Genomic DNA, 15,116 nt, shown 5'->3' on the forward strand with positions numbered 1-15,116 from the left:
ACCATACGGCTTCCCGAGCACATCTCCGGCAATTCGTTCAATGATTTCGCGGTGGTTCGGCTTCTCGGTCGTTTCTCTATGAATTTCATTTTTGAAGGCAAGAAGCAGGTTGCTCTCCGATAAGGATACGAGCTCCCCGTCCTTGAGCCAGGCATGCAGCGTCACCTTCTCTTCCTTGACCCGCTGCAGCACGTCGCCCCACTTCATGCGGGCCGCTCCCGATTCGGGACTGCCGGCGGAAGCGAGATAGGCGTCGAGCTTCACCTTGGCGCGAGCGATGCCGCTTCCGCCGCCGAAGGCTCCGCGGGAAGGGGAACGCGTCGCCGCTGCTCCCTGTCCCCCGCGTCCGGATGCTTCTCCCGCCGCTGCAATGGCTGCCCCTCCGCTGAGCAGTCCTTCCAGCTTGCGTTCCAGCGCAGCGATCTGCTGTCGCATGGCCTGCACCTCGGACGAGCTCGCCCCGCCTCCGGAAGGCGGGGGAGCGCCGCCGCTCCCAGCCGAAACCTTTGCCCCTTCGTCAAGCGTACACAGCTTGAGCAAGGCAACCTCGAATACGGTCTGCGGCTGCGTGGCGTGCCTAAGCTCCATCTGATACTTGTTAAGCGTATCGATCATCGCGAACAACCGTTCAGGCGAATAAGCCTCGGCCATTCCCTGGAACTTGTCGCGATCCACGATTCGCTCTGTGGCGGCTCCGTTGTTCGGCGCCAGCTTAAGAACCAGCAGGTCGCGGAAATAATAAATCAAATTCTCCAGGCACTTGTCCGGACTCTTGCCGGCCACCGTAAGGCCTTCGACCAGCGGCATAATAGCCGCGGCATTTCGCTCTTGCACGGCCTGTGCGAGCTGATAGAATTGCTCGGACGCCAGCCCGCCAGTCACATCGACGGCTGCCTCCAGCGTAATGCGCGAGTCGCCGAACGCGGCAACCTGCTCCAATAAGCTGATGGCATCCCGCATGCCGCCTTCCGATAATCGCGCTATATAAGCGATCGCATCCTCGTCGGCTTCGATACCTTCTTCCGAACATATCTGCAGCAATCGTCCCGTCTGCTCTTGAAGCGACACTTGGCGGAAGTCGAACCGCTGACATCTGGATATGATCGTAGCCGGAAGCTTGTGAGGCTCCGTCGTCGCCAAGATAAAGATGACATGTCCCGGCGGTTCTTCCAGCGTCTTGAGCAGAGCATTAAACGCTTCGGAGGTCAACATGTGCACCTCGTCGATGATGTACACCTTGTATCGAACCTCGGAAGGGGCATACCTGACTTTATCGCGTATGTCACGGATCTCGTCGATGCCGCGGTTGGATGCCGCGTCGATCTCGATCACATCCATAATATGTCCTGCCGTTATGCCTTTGCAAGCGTCGCATTCATTACATGGCTCCACGGTTGGCCCATGCTCGCAGTTTACCGCCTTGGCCAGCACTTTGGCCGTGGTCGTCTTGCCGGTCCCTCTAGGTCCGTTAAACAGATACGCATGAGATACCCGATCCTCGCGAATGGCATTCTGCAGCGTCTGTATAATATGTTGTTGTCCAACCATGTCCTGGAACGTCTGAGGACGCCAGGCACGATATAAAGCGATATGTGTCACGCGGCTCTTCCCTTCCGGTTGCATCAGATTCCCTTATTATACTACATTGCAGAGGGAAGCGTAAGCGCTAACCAAAGCTTGCCAGAGTATACCGGAATGGCAAACATCTGCTTGTCCGTGTTGACGTGCAAATAAGCCGCTTAGCCGGCTCTGTGCTTTTTTAGCCAAAAATGCCCGCAATTGCCGGAACCGGCAACTGCGGGCATTTGTTCAGGGCATCCAAGCCCTTATTGATTAGGCAGAACCGTGCACCTGCCCCCGATATATACGACCCAAGCGGCATTCTTGCTACACAGCTCGAGTCAGGCACTCCCCCGGCACATGAACTAACTTGCTTACGGCTGCTTCCTTCCGGACCTGACCGGGTTCACAAGCGTCCATTGCGGAGGACCCGACTGTCAACACTGCTTGCAAGCGCCAAGCCTCACATCAGTATAACCTCAGACAGGAATTCAACCTCGCTACAGCGGATTGCGAGTTACAGGGCACCGCTACCTCCCCGTCTAGCACGGCAAAAACAAGTATAGTACATTCCGGGACAAAGCGCAACCGATGGCGAAATTTACAACGTCTTGTTTAGACTTCAACTAGACGATCTTCGTATGCGCGTTTTGGAATGTCGTGTATACAAGCCCCTTAACGACTAGCTTTTACATGCACTTCGTATCTCGGCATATTCGTCTGTACGATCGCTTGGGCCCGCGCGCGCAGCTTCTCCAGCTGCGCATCCGTCATTTCCGGATCTGCCGTCAGCTGGACATGCAGCTCGCTGCCGTTAAAGCTGACCCGCGTGGAACGGATGCCGGCAACCGGCTTCAGCACTTGCTCGATCATCCGGGTATCCTTTTCGTACAGGAGCGTCGTATTGCGGTTCATCAAGCTTGGGTTGCTATTGGAATAACCCATATATCCGTCATGGCCGTAGCCCTTCTCTTTTCCCGGTTCCGCGCCGGAGCACCCCGCTCCAAGCAACAGCGCCGCGCCGATCAAGCCGGCAAGCATCCATCTATGCAGAGCCGTTCCGGACCCCGTATGCCTATCCAATTTGTCCATTAAAAAAACCTCCCTTATAACCATAGGATGGCTGAGGGAGGTCCTTGTATTCTGCCAAATAAAGGCCGAATTGGCGATAGGAATTAAATGCCGTATTTCTTCTTGAAACGGTCGACGCGGCCGCCGGCATCCAGGAACTTCTGCTTACCCGTAAAGAACGGGTGGCATGCGGAGCAAATCTCTACGCGAAGAGTCGGTTTAATGGAACCAGTCTCGAACGTATTGCCGCAAGCGCAAGTTGCTGTAACGACGTGGTATGTCGGATGAATACCTTGTTTCATCTCGTTCACCTCTTTCTGCCCTGAGCCACATGCGGGCCCAGAGTATAAATCACACAATGTGGATTATAGCACGACGCGGCTCTCCATGCAATGATTAACCACTGTATGGCTACAATTCCTCACAGTGGTCGTTCCACGCATTTATAGAACTACGGGATTAACACATTTTTTGGACGGCGAAGCTCGACAGGCGGCACATGCGTGTAGGAGCCGATGACGACATCCGGCAATTCTTCCCGGAAAATCTCGAGCATCGTCTTCATTCCATAAATTTCTCCTTGCGCCTTGGGGATAAGCTCTAGGTAGCTCTCGGGATCGATATTGAGATTCCGCATTTGGATCAGCTTGAGCCCCGTGCGTTTCGCGAAGCCGATCATGGCCTCAATCTCTTCCTCGCGGTCCGTCACCCCGGGGAAGATCAAATAGTTGATGGACGTATACACGCCCTTGTCGGTAGCGTATCTGAGCGACTTCTCGACATTTTGCAGCGTATAGCCGCGCGGCTTGTAATACGCATTATAATGATCGTCGAGCGCGCTGATCGTACTGACGCGCATCAAATCCAGACCGGAGTCCACAATGGCGCGAATGAAATCGGTTAGTCCTGCGTTGGTATTAATATTGATGTAACCGTTCGAGGTTACCGCGCGCACCCGTCTCATCGCTTCCACGATGATCTTTACTTGCGTGGACGGCTCGCCTTCGCAGCCTTGGCCAAAGCTGATAATAGACTCCGGCTCGCGAAGATGCTCCAGCATGATGTCTACGACTTCGTCCACCGTCGGCTTGAAGTTCATCCTGGTCTGAGGAGCCAGAAAGCCGCTGTCGTCCGGCTGCTCCGAGATGCAGCCGAAGCAGCCGGCATTGCACGAATAGGAGACCGGCACGGCGCCTTCCCAACGATTTAGAAACGTATTGGATGCCGTGAGACACTCATAGCCGAGCGCGCAGTTGGACAAGTGTTTGTACAGACGATTGTCCGGATACTTCTGCAGCAGCCGCTCCACTTGCACGCCAAGCTCCTGACGATCGCAGTTCAGCGGATCCCACCGCTCCGGATCGTCGCATTGCTCGGCGGCAACATGGAAACCGCCGTCCTTCCAGACAACGGCCGTGTAGCCGAAGAGCGGCAGTTTCTCGTTTTTGTCCGCCTTCACGTAGCCGGGCAGGCATAGCCGCGTATAGCCTTGGGGCAGCAACGCGCCGACAGCTTGGGCGCCGCCGGGCAATACTTGCATCTCTCCGCTGTCCGGGTCAAGGCCGACGGGACGCGTAAACGGCAAGCTGACCAGCGTCGCTCCTTCCGGGAGAGGAATGAGTTCCTCCTCCATCATCTCGACGACCATGTCGCCGCTGCGTCCTAGACCGTAAAAATCGGGATGGTCGAACACATTGCCGTGTTCGTCCGCATATACGAGATTCATGATGTCCTCCTTCCAGCCGGGCTGCGGCCTCCTATGACCCCTGCGTCGAACGCGCTACGGGTCTGCGGCCAGCGGATGTCGACGAGGATGCGGGGCTCTTCGCCTGCGGTCTGTCGTTCCTGGACGGCTCGGCCGTCGTATCCAGCGACATAAGGAACTGTTCGTTATTGTCGGAGTCCTTCAGCTTTTTGAGGAAATTATCGACGAAGTCCGGCGAGTCGCTCATCGTTTTGCGGATGGCCCATATCTTGTCGAGCTCTTCCTTGGTCAACAGCATCTCTTCCCGCCGAGTACCCGATCTGCGCATATCCAGCGCCGGGAAGATTCGGCGTTCCGCCAGCTTGCGATCCAGATGCAGCTCCATATTGCCCGTACCCTTAAATTCTTCATAAATGATGTCGTCCATACGCGAGCCCGTCTCGATCAAGGCCGTCGCCAGAATCGTCAGGCTTCCGCCTTCCTCCACGTTGCGCGCCGAGCCGAAGAAACGTTTGGGACGGTGGAAGGCAGCCGGATCGATACCGCCGCTCAATGTGCGGCCGGATGGCGGGATAACAAGGTTGTAAGCACGCGCAAGGCGCGTGATGCTGTCCAAGAGAATGACAACATCCTTCTTATGTTCGACCAATCGAAGCGCGCGCTCGAGCACAAGCTCGGCAACCTTGATGTGATTCTCCGGAAGTTCATCGAACGTCGACGCGACAACTTCGCCTTTTACCGAGCGCTGCATATCGGTCACTTCCTCCGGACGCTCGTCGATGAGCAGCACGAACAGCTCAATATCAGGGCGATTCTCGGAGATGCTGTTGGCGATCTCCTTCAGGAGCAGCGTCTTTCCGGCCTTTGGCGGAGCGACGATAAGTCCCCTTTGGCCAAGTCCGACAGGGGCTAACAGGTCCATCATACGGGTGGATAACTTCGACTTAGAGGTTTCGAGCACTAATTTCTTCTCGGGATATAGAGGAGTAAGAGCAGGAAAATGGAGTCGTTCTGCCGCCGTTTCAGGGTTTTCTCCATTAACGGCATTTACTTGGAGCAAGCCGAAATATCGTTCGTTCTCCTTTGGAGGCCGGCACTTTCCGGAAACAAGATCGCCGCTTCTCAGATCAAACCTGCGGATCTGGGATGCCGAAATATAAATATCTTCCTTGCTGGGCAAATAGTTGATGGGACGCAGAAATCCGAATCCTTCTTGCAGGACGTCCAATACGCCTTCCATAAACATAAGTCCGCTCTTCTCCGCTTGCGCCCGGAGGATGGCGAATATAAGTTCCTTCTTCTTGAGTTGACCGTAATAAGCAATTTGATATTGCTTGGCGAGCTTATACAGCTCCGTCAACTTCATCTCTTCCAGATCCGCAATCTGAAGATCCGACATATTCTCACCACTTTATTCGAATTGTTGAAAACCTTTTAATTCATCATTACCAGTTTTTACCTAATTTATTCCAAACTGTCCTCGCGCCATACTTCCGCACCCAGCCTGGTCAGATTCTCCACCAGATGATCGTACCCCCGGTCGATGTACTCTACGCCGGTAATTTCGGTTACGCCATCCTCCACGGTCAATGCAGCTACAACCAACGCCGCTCCAGCCCGCAAATCCGCCGCCTTTACCTTGGCCGCATTGAGCTTGCCGCCTTCGATAATGGCGGAGCGTCCTTCCACGCGGATATTGGCCCCCATGCGCGTAAGCTCCGGCACATGCTTGAACCTCGTTCCGTAAACGTAGTCTGTCAGAATGCTGACGCCTTTCGCTTGCGTAAGAAGTGTTGTCATCGGCGATTGCAGATCGGTTGCGAAGCCCGGATAAACCAGCGCTTTCACATCGATGGCCGTGTATTCCGGCGAGCCGATAATCCGAATGGATTCGTCCATCTCGACGACCTGCACGCCCATCTCCTCAAGCTTGGCCGTCATGGCTTCCATATGCTTGGGAATAACATTATCTATAAGTACGTCGCCGCGCGTTGCTGCGGCCGCAATCATATAAGTTCCCGCTTGAATGCGGTCGGGAATGATGGAATGCCGGCAGCCGTGAAGTTTTCTGACACCTTCGATACGAATCGTCTCCGTTCCGGCACCTTTCACATTTGCTCCCATGGCGTTCAACAAAGTAGCTACATCTATGATTTCAGGCTCTTTTGCCGCATTTTCGATAATGGTGGATCCTTGGGCCCGAGAGGCCGCAAGCATAATGTTAATCGTCGCTCCGACGCTCGCAACGTCCAGGTAGATCTTGGCTCCGCGCAGCTGCGCGGCCTTAATATGGATGGATCCGTGCTCATTGGTTACGGTAGCGCCCAACGCTTCGAAGCCTTTAATATGCTGGTCTATGGGACGAGGCTCGAAATTACAGCCTCCGGGCAAGCCTATAATCGCTTCTCCAAAACGGCCTAACATGGCGCCCATCAAATAATACGAGGCTCTAAGCAGCTTGACCTTGCCGTTTGGCATTGGTCTTGCAATAAGCTCAGAAGGATCGATTCGCATCGTATCCCCATCGCGAGTAACCGTCGCGCCAAGCTCTCGCAGGATGTCGCTATAAACCGCAACATCGCTAATCTCAGGCAAATTGTCTAATACAACTTCCGATTCCGCCAATATTGCAGCAGGAACAAGAGCGACCGCGCTGTTCTTGGCTCCACTGATCTGAACCGTGCCGCGCAGCGGTCGACCTCCGCGAATCATCAATTTCTCCATGAAAAGTAGGTTCCTCCTCTTAAGCTTAGAAGGCAGCAATACTAGCAGCTTTAATGATTGACAGGCAGAAAGAATTGCGGCGCCCTTGTCAGAGGACGCCACATTTTCTGTTAAAATTCTAATCTAATTGGGACAAGGTAAAACGGCTGTTGCCGTCTTTCGGCGGTGTAATATCCGAGAAATAGAGGTCAAGTATGAAGTAAATCTATACAATCCTGTATTTCAAAAAACCGCCGCAGCCATAAGGCTTGGAGCTTGAAGGCTCGTCCTGTCGGCATTGTTCAGGCGGTCACTCTGAGCTATTATATCACACCGAAGAGCCAAATGGTAAGGTCTCTTTCCTTTCCGGAATAGCAAAAAGAAGCAACGCCGCGCGCCGCGCATGCGATGCTTCCTTCTTCAAAATATAGGAAAGCCTATGATCGCCCTACTTTCTCTATATTTCCCGGAATGAAACGAGCCGCGCTGCCGCGGGACGGCCACAGCCGTTTCACCTTGCTTCATTAAGAACCTACAGCGAACCGGTCCGACGAACTGCCTCCCTGCAGATGGCGATTCACTTCCATTCTCATCTCGTCGATATCGAACGGCTTGGTGAAGTGCATCAGCGCGCCGAGATCCGTCGCTTCCTTAATCATATCGAGTTCGCCGTAAGCCGTCATCATAATGACCTTGATGGAAGGATCGATCGTTTTGATATGCTTTAGGATCTCCAAGCCATCCATGCCCGGAATCTTCATATCGAGCAATACCAAATCCGGTGAATCGCGTCGCACGATCTCCAAGGCGATCTTGCCGTTCGCAGCTTGAAACGTATTATAGCCTTCGCTGCTGAACACTTCTAACAACAAGACCCGAATTCCGTTCTGATCGTCGACAATCAATACCTTCTTCTTATCCAAGCTCCTCAACTCCCCGAGAATGAACGTCGTAATCTTCATCAAACGATAAGAGACTGCTCCGTCAATTTTTTATATCTATTCGAGAGAGAGAAGGGATTATCCTGCTATGGCATACAAAAAATTACTGGATGGAAGAAAGGATGACAACAATGTGTCAACTTCTCGCTAATTAGCGCGCCAAACGCTCCGAATACGATAGTGCCGATTGCACGAACCCTCTAAACAGCGGCTGCGGGCGATTCGGTCTGGACGTGAATTCCGGATGAAATTGTACCGCAAGGAACCAAGGGTGATCCTTGAGCTCGACCATCTCTACCAGGCGTCCGTCCGGGGAAGTGCCGGAAATGATCAGTCCCGCGGACTCAATGGCTTCCCTGTATTCATTATTGAACTCATACCGATGACGGTGGCGTTCGTACACCAGCTCGTCCCCGTATTCGCGAATCGCGATCGTCTCGGATGCGATCTTGCACGGATACAGGCCAAGGCGCATCGTACCGCCCAAATCCTCGATATCCTTCTGGTCTGGAAGCAGATCGATAACCGGATACGGCGTAGAGGAATTAATCTCCGAGCTGTTTGCTCCCGCAAGACCAGCCACGTTGCGAGCGTACTCGATAACGGCGACTTGCATCCCGAGGCAGATGCCGAAGAAAGGAATCTTCGCTTCGCGCGCATACTTGATGGCGCAAATCTTGCCTTCGATGCCGCGATCCCCGAAGCCGCCCGGCACCAGAATGCCGTGTATGCCTTGCAGGGCGTCCGCGACGGTATCGTCGGTCAGCAGCTCGGCATCGACCCAGCGGATCTTCACTTCGGAATCCGCGGAGATGCCGGCATGTCCGAGCGATTCCACGATGCTAAGATAGGCATCATGCAGGGCAACGTATTTGCCGACGATTGCGATCTCCGTTGTGTGATGCAACGACTTCACTCGGGCGACAAGGCTCTCCCATTCGCGCATGTCGGGCTGCTCGGTCTGCAGCTTAAGATGGTTTACGACGAACTCGTCGAGTCCTTGCTCGCGAAGCATGAGAGGCACCTCGTACAAGGTCGACGCATCGCGGCATTCAATGACCGCATTTTCGTCGATGTCGCAGAACAAGCCGATTTTGCGCTTCATGTCTTCGGCAAGAGGATACTCCGTGCGGCAGACGATTACGTTCGGTTGGATCCCGATGCTGCGCAATTCCTTCACGCTGTGCTGAGTCGGCTTCGTCTTTACTTCGCCTGCTGCCTTAATGTAAGGAATAAGCGTGACGTGGATATACATGACGTTGTCCCGGCCGATATCGCTCTTGATCTGGCGAATCGCTTCCAGGAAAGGCAGGCTCTCGATGTCGCCGACCGTACCGCCGATCTCCGTAATGACAACGTCAGAGCCATGCTCCTTGCCCGCGCGGAAGACGCGATCTTTGATTTCGTTCGTGATATGCGGGATGACTTGCACCGTTCCACCCAGATAATCGCCGCGGCGTTCCTTGGTGATCACGTTGGAATAGATTTTGCCCGTGGTGACGTTGCTGTTCTTGGACAGGTTGATATCAATAAACCGTTCGTAGTGACCGAGGTCAAGGTCCGTCTCTGCGCCGTCGTCCGTGACGAATACTTCGCCGTGCTGGTACGGGCTCATCGTGCCCGGGTCGACGTTGATGTAAGGATCAAACTTCTGGATAGTAACTTTAAGCCCTCTGTTCTTGAGCAGTCTGCCTAGCGATGCCGCGGTGATTCCCTTGCCCAGGGAAGAGACCACGCCGCCGGTTACGAATATATATTTGGTCACTGTGATGATACCCTCCATGCTCCTATGTTAATAAATAGTTTACCCAAATCCGCTGCCTTATGTCGCACATGCGCCATGAATATGTAGCGCGCAAGGCCTATGATGCTATCCGATTGAATCCAAGATGAATCGACTGTCGCCGTCTTTTGTCGGCGCAGCGCGTTTCATTTCGACAATTCTAAGTCCAAATAAGTTGCTAAAACTTATAAATTCTTAGAATTCAAACAAAAAAAGTGACACCCGTAGCTACGGGGGCACTTTTCTCTTATCGCATGTCATATGCGTATTATTGGTTAACCGAATCTGAAGCCCATGCAATAGTGTACTCTGCTTAATAGTACATGTCAAGCGAAACTAGGCGGACTTCCGATTACTTATCGTCGTCGTCTTCTTCGTCTTCGAAGGAGTCCTCTTCCTCGTCTTCTTCGGCGTCGAGTTCGTCTTCGCCTTCTTCCAGATCCTCTTCCTCTATGTCGATCTCCTCTTCGACCTCAGCCTCTTCTTCGGCCTCCTCGAAGTCTTCGGAGTCCTCGTCGTAGGCATCGTAATCTTCTTCCTCAGCCGCGAAATCGTCCTCTTCTTCTTCCGCGAACAGATCCTCGTCGTCGAGATCGTCGTCGTCGTTAATGATGCGCGTACGCTTCGCGTTGCCCACCGGATCCTCGGAGCGCTCTACCGGATACCAGCGCTTGAGTCCCCACATATTGCTGCCGACGCAAGCGAATCTTCCATCGATGTTGATCTCCGTATATACCTGAGCGATAAATTGATTGATGCCTTCCTGGGACAGACCGCGAATCTTGGCGATCTCCATCATCAAATCGCGATAATAGTATGGCGTGTTGGCCGCTTTGAGCACCTCGAACGCCAAGTCGACCATTGGCATTTCCTTCACGCGTTCAGGATCCAGCTTCAATGTAATATTGCCGCCGCTCATATGGACACATCCTCTCTCACTTGCTCTGGAATGATGTACGTTGCCGTACCTTATGCATTCTCGGACGAAGCTTCCGAGCCCGCTCCTAGCCGAGCGGCCGTTCTCCTTCGCACGCATTAGTCAAACTATAGTAAAACCTATTTCAATCGAAAAATCAAGTGCAGGCCGTTCTCGGAGCGCAGCTCGTCCGGCAGCCGTTCGACGAGTACCCTGCGTGCGGCAGTGCGGGAAATGTCGGAACATGCCGGATCTGAGCGGTCACGGCAAAAAAGCGAAGGGAAGCTCCCTTCGCTTTGACTGTATCCATCCGACTCGCGTCGGAGATGCAAGAGCGTATCCAGCTCTTCATTCATCCTATGAGCGAACGCGGATTTTGCCACGGTCTGACGCCTATTTATTTGAAAAAAGGCAAGTGGCTCATGCCGTCCCGCTCCATCCTTCATACAATAGTGCAGCATCGTCCTTCGGGAGGGGGAGCTCTATTGAATATCGCCGCATTCATTCGTTCGCTGCAGCAATCGCGTTCGATATCTTCCACAGAAACGACAAAACGCATTATCCGATTCAAGCATGACAGCGATTATCGCACGTTCGTGCGGCAGCTGTCACAAAACGACAAACTTAGGCCGCTGCGCAAGCTCGTAAGCCCCCTGCCCATCATTAGAGGTATCGTCTGCCAATTGCCAGCTTCAGCCGTGCTTGATTGCTCTGGAGGACACATCTGGATGGAGAAGGACTGCCTCATCAGCGTCAACCCCTCCTCTCAGAAGTCGCTCGCGCTCGATAACGGCATGCCATGGGGCGTGCAACAGATCAAGGCGCCGCAAGCATGGGGCGTCACGACCGGACATCGCGTCAAGGTTGGCGTCATCGATACCGGAATCGACTTTAATCATCCCGATCTGCGACATTCGCTGCTTCGGGGAATCAACCTGCTAAATCGAAGCAAAATGCCTTACGACGACAATGGACACGGCACGCATATCGCGGGAACGATCGCCGCGGCCAATGGCATGCATGGCATGATCGGCGTGGCTCCGCGTGCGCTGATTGCTCCGGTCAAGGCGTTCGACCACAACGGAAGCGCCTTTGTCTCCGATATTATACTCGGCATCGAGTGGTGCGTCCGCAATGGCATAGACGTCATCAACATGAGCTTCGGGATGAAGAACAGAAGCAAGGCGCTGCTAGGCGCTGTAACAAACGCCTACAACTCCGGCGTCATCATCGTCGCTTCCTCCGGCAATGACGGCAAGCTTCGCTCCGTCGACTATCCCGCCCGTTATCCTCAGACGATCTCCGTAGGCGCCACAAACCGCTCCCGCAGGGTCGCGCCCTTTAGCAACCGGGGGGCGCATATCGATATCTACGCTCCCGGCGAGAAAATCACATCGGCATGGCTGAGAGGAAACTATAATGAGATGAGCGGCACCTCTATGGCAACTTCTCACGTGAGCGGGGCCATAGCCCTGCTGCTGTCACTTTACCCGCATCTGACACCGGCGGAGATTAAGCTCATCATGAAACGTTCCATGCAGCCGTTGCGCAACGCCAAAAATCGGCGAAGCAGCACCGGCGAGCTGGACATCGTCCGAATGCTGCAAGCCGCGGAGAAGCTATAAGCTTCTTGCGCGGCTTGTCGTTTTTTCCTTTTTCAACTGCCGGATGCCGCCTTGACCTTGGGACACTTCCGGCAATACTCCGGCGCCATCTCGTAATACAAGCAGCATGTCAATCTCGGCCTGGCCGAATAAATCCCGGAAGAGCGCGCCGCACCTCCCATGAACTTAGCCAGTGGATTACGTTTTTCGCCGAATAGGGATGCCGACGAAGGGCTCGACATATAGACATAATCTTCCGCGGCATGCGGGCCCTCGAACTCCTCCTCTTCGTACGGCGGAGCGATCCGCACGGCGGCGTTTTCCCACAAAATCGCCATCGGCACGCGAGCGCACTCCGACAGCGTCTTGAACAAAGGGGCCACATGGTCGGCGAACAATCCGCAGAGCACGTCTTCTCTCCACTTCTCCCGCTTCCCGGCCAACGGTACCGTCACAGTCAAGCCTTCCACTGCCAGCTCGGGAAAGCTGGACTTGCCCGCGGCGCAGCCGCTATAGTCCGGTGAGATCAGGCGGCATTGCATGGGCGTCAGCATCAACCCTTTATTGAAACCGGTCATCGCATGCAGCACGGGCGCGACTAGCAAGTAGCCATACCTCTTCGCCAGCATGGAAGCCGTCACTCTCCGGGACGGAGCCCCGATATGCTTTCCCAGCCAATCCAGATAGTCCCCGCACATCTCCTTGTTCAGCAACTCCGATACCCGCACGTCCGCCAGCAAAGGAGGAAGATCGGCCCCATCCTCGATCATTCGGAATTCTCCAGGGAGCTCCCTCCGTTCCTCCTGCGATAAAAACGTTCTTCCGTTAGTGGCCGCCAAGCAGCGTTTCTCCCACCTGATCCACGATCATATTAATTGCGATCGGGCCGTAGTAAGCGATCCATAACGTCGTGTCGACGTTGTATATCCTGTTGTGCTTAACGGGCTCCAGCGACTGCCAGGTTTCCGTCTTCTGGTACTCCTCGGCCTCTTCCTTGAACATATCGTCGGTCAGCAGGAAGTAATGGTCGGCTCCAACGCCGGGCAATGCCTCCAACGCGATCTGATAAGCGGTATCGTCCACCTCGGTTACCGCTTTCGGAGCGATCAATCCCAAGTCCCCGTATAGAATCGCTCCCGTGCGATGATCCGGCGTATGCACTCGAATGCCGCCGTCCCTAGGCCTTAGCAATGCGATGCTCTCCCCGTTCATCTTGGCCTGCAGCTTCTCCTTGAGGCTGGACACCTTCTCTTGGTAAGCCTTCAGCACGTCGGCGGCAGCCTGCTCCTTGCCGACGATCTTCCCGAACGTAACCAATGTGTCCTTCCAGTCCTCGTCGAAGTCGAGCACGATCGTCGGGGCGATCTTCGAGACGCTGTCATAGATTTTCTCCTGGAAGCCGGTAATAATGATCAGATCGGGATCCATCGCCACGATGGCCTCGAGATTCGGCTCGTCGCGCGTGCCCAGCACCTTGACGTCCGCCAACTGATCCGCCAGATATTCCGGGAAGTCCTCCGAAGAGCCCGCCGCGGTGACGCTGCCCGCCGGCTGTTCTTGCAGGGCGATCAACTGATCGACGAACTTCGTGTCGAGAACCGCGATGCGCTCCGGCTTCTGCTCCAGCACGATGTCATCCTTCAGATGCTTAATAGTAACGGGATAACCGGCTTGCTCCGCTTGGGCCGGACCGGGAGCGGCCGTCGAGGACGCCGTGGACGTCGGGGACGCTCCTTCGTTCGTATTGGACCTCGCTCCGCCGTTTCCGCCCGAGCATGCCCCCAGAATCAGGGCCAGACTCAGAATTAGACTAACGGCCAGCATGGATTTCGTACGTTTGATCACTTGCCATTCTCCTCCGCTTGAATATTGATAATGATTCGCACTATCAACATCACTATAAGGGAGTTTGGCCGCTTCTCCAATGAGATTTCGCGACAAGCCGGATGCACTTATGCGACAGGACCGGCGGCATTGGAGCGGAGAGATGCCGTAATGCTTCTTGAAGGCGCGGCTGAAGTAATAGCTGTCGGAGTACCCCGTCGCCTCCGCAATCTCGCGCAGCGTTGCCTGCGTCCCCGTAAGCATCGCCCGAGCCTGGTCCATGCGGATCCCGATCAAATACTCCATCGGACCAACCCGGTGCCGCTTTTTGAACTGCCTTTGCAATTGTCGAGGTCCCGCTTCCAGTACGGTTGCGAGCTCCTGGAGGCCGAGAGGCTCCGCGTAATGGTCTTTCAGATAACGAACGGCCCTGGCGACAAGATCCGGCCGGTACACGTCCGTGCCTCCCTGCTCGTGAACTTGCCGCAGCATTTCGTACACCAATTGATGGAACAAGGCTCTGACGTGGAACCGGTCCAAGGCGGAGGGAGCTTGCCACAGCCCCAGCATCTGCTCCGACTTCGCATACAGCGCCAGCGGATACCCCGGCACAAAGCCGTACGAAGACTGGAACGGACTGTTTTTCTTCAGAATAGCAGCCAATTCCTTGCGATGCGGCGGCGCGGGAGCCGCTTTGTAGAAGATCAGATCGTATTGCACCGCCTCCCTGACCTGAACGATGTCCAGCAGCGAGCCCTTGCCTGCATGGCAGGCGTAAGCGCCCCGAACCGAGTGGCGGCGCTCGTCGATATAAATATCCGCGCACCCTTGATGAATCAGCAAGAACCCGCTGGCGGGCATGCGGAAGGAAGCCCGCTTCTCTTCCGGCCCGATCCGGGAACGCCTGATATCCAGCACTCTGATCGCGGAATGATTCCACAGCTTCAAATGATCCTCCAACGAAATCCCTCTATTTCCCTCCATGACCATCTCATTCTCCCACTCGTTT

At 54.6% G+C, this 15,116-nt stretch carries 12 protein-coding genes and 1 other RNA gene (1 of these 13 only partly in view); 1 reads left to right on the forward strand and 12 read right to left on the reverse strand.

Translation table 11 applies throughout. The features are described from left to right. From dnaX to rpoE, 10 genes are all read right to left on the reverse strand, one after another. Positions 1-1,599: the 5' portion of a DNA polymerase III subunit gamma/tau gene (gene dnaX, locus KJW29_RS24630; protein ID WP_214626619.1), read on the reverse strand. The gene continues 192 nt to the left of window position 1, outside the view; only the first 1,599 of its 1,791 coding nucleotides appear in the window; its start codon is at positions 1,597-1,599; its stop codon lies off the left edge, out of view. Positions 1,600-1,843: 244 nt separating this feature from the next. Beyond that, an RNA gene (gene ffs, locus KJW29_RS24635) (signal recognition particle sRNA large type) lies at positions 1,844-2,111 on the reverse strand. Positions 2,112-2,235: 124 nt separating this feature from the next. Further along, a complete protein-coding gene (locus KJW29_RS24640; RefSeq protein ID WP_108995608.1) occupies positions 2,236-2,652 on the reverse strand; it encodes a hypothetical protein in 417 nt (138 codons plus the stop codon). A gap of 83 nt (positions 2,653-2,735) precedes the next feature. Next, positions 2,736-2,933: a 50S ribosomal protein L31 gene (gene rpmE, locus KJW29_RS24645; RefSeq protein WP_087571721.1), complete on the reverse strand. Its 198-nt coding sequence runs from the start codon at positions 2,931-2,933 to the stop codon at positions 2,736-2,738. A gap of 149 nt (positions 2,934-3,082) precedes the next feature. Then, positions 3,083-4,357, reverse strand: coding sequence for a radical SAM family protein (locus KJW29_RS24650; RefSeq protein WP_108995609.1), 1,275 nt, complete (start codon positions 4,355-4,357; stop codon positions 3,083-3,085). A 31-nt stretch (positions 4,358-4,388) separates the two neighbouring features. Then, positions 4,389-5,735 carry a transcription termination factor Rho gene (gene rho / locus KJW29_RS24655; protein ID WP_214626620.1) on the reverse strand — a complete coding sequence of 449 codons (1,347 nt, stop codon included), beginning with the start codon at positions 5,733-5,735 and terminating at the stop codon, positions 4,389-4,391. 65 nt (positions 5,736-5,800) lie between these two features. Continuing rightward, positions 5,801-7,060: a UDP-N-acetylglucosamine 1-carboxyvinyltransferase gene (locus KJW29_RS24660; protein WP_214626621.1), complete on the reverse strand. Its 1,260-nt coding sequence runs from the start codon at positions 7,058-7,060 to the stop codon at positions 5,801-5,803. A gap of 503 nt (positions 7,061-7,563) precedes the next feature. Next, positions 7,564-7,962 carry a response regulator gene (locus KJW29_RS24665; RefSeq protein WP_087571734.1) on the reverse strand — a complete coding sequence of 133 codons (399 nt, stop codon included), beginning with the start codon at positions 7,960-7,962 and terminating at the stop codon, positions 7,564-7,566. 169 nt (positions 7,963-8,131) lie between these two features. Beyond that, complete coding sequence (pyrG, locus tag KJW29_RS24670) at positions 8,132-9,745, reverse strand: CTP synthase (protein ID WP_214626622.1); 1,614 nt, start codon at positions 9,743-9,745, stop codon at positions 8,132-8,134. A gap of 370 nt (positions 9,746-10,115) precedes the next feature. Continuing rightward, complete coding sequence (gene rpoE, locus KJW29_RS24675) at positions 10,116-10,682, reverse strand: DNA-directed RNA polymerase subunit delta (protein WP_087571716.1); 567 nt, start codon at positions 10,680-10,682, stop codon at positions 10,116-10,118. Between the two features lie 482 nt (positions 10,683-11,164). Between rpoE and KJW29_RS24680 the strand changes: the two genes are divergently transcribed. After that, a complete protein-coding gene (locus tag KJW29_RS24680) occupies positions 11,165-12,304 on the forward strand; it encodes a S8 family peptidase (protein ID WP_373271314.1) in 1,140 nt (379 codons plus the stop codon). Between the two features lie 32 nt (positions 12,305-12,336). Here KJW29_RS24680 and KJW29_RS24685 read toward each other — a convergent pair whose 3' ends face one another. Further along, positions 12,337-13,122: a ferric iron reductase gene (locus tag KJW29_RS24685; RefSeq protein WP_214626623.1), complete on the reverse strand. Its 786-nt coding sequence runs from the start codon at positions 13,120-13,122 to the stop codon at positions 12,337-12,339. Continuing rightward, complete coding sequence (locus tag KJW29_RS24690; RefSeq protein ID WP_246608362.1) at positions 13,109-15,091, reverse strand: AraC family transcriptional regulator; 1,983 nt, start codon at positions 15,089-15,091, stop codon at positions 13,109-13,111. Before KJW29_RS24690 ends, KJW29_RS24685 begins: the two co-directional genes overlap by 14 nt. Between the last annotated feature and the right edge of the window lie 25 nt (positions 15,092-15,116).

Source organism: Paenibacillus agaridevorans, from assembly GCF_018604145.1.
Lineage (GTDB): Bacteria > Bacillota > Bacilli > Paenibacillales > Paenibacillaceae > Pristimantibacillus > Pristimantibacillus agaridevorans.

Coding starts and splice junctions, on each gene's coding strand:
- KJW29_RS24690 (WP_246608362.1), bottom strand. CDS start 15,091: ATGGAGGGAAATAGAGGGATTTCGTTGGAGGATCATTTGAAGCTGTGG.
- KJW29_RS24660 (WP_214626621.1), bottom strand. CDS start 7,060: ATGGAGAAATTGATGATTCGCGGAGGTCGACCGCTGCGCGGCACGGTT.
- rpoE (WP_087571716.1), bottom strand. CDS start 10,682: ATGAGCGGCGGCAATATTACATTGAAGCTGGATCCTGAACGCGTGAAG.
- rpmE (WP_087571721.1), bottom strand. CDS start 2,933: ATGAAACAAGGTATTCATCCGACATACCACGTCGTTACAGCAACTTGC.
- KJW29_RS24640 (WP_108995608.1), bottom strand. CDS start 2,652: ATGGACAAATTGGATAGGCATACGGGGTCCGGAACGGCTCTGCATAGA.
- rho (WP_214626620.1), bottom strand. CDS start 5,735: ATGTCGGATCTTCAGATTGCGGATCTGGAAGAGATGAAGTTGACGGAG.
- KJW29_RS24650 (WP_108995609.1), bottom strand. CDS start 4,357: ATGAATCTCGTATATGCGGACGAACACGGCAATGTGTTCGACCATCCC.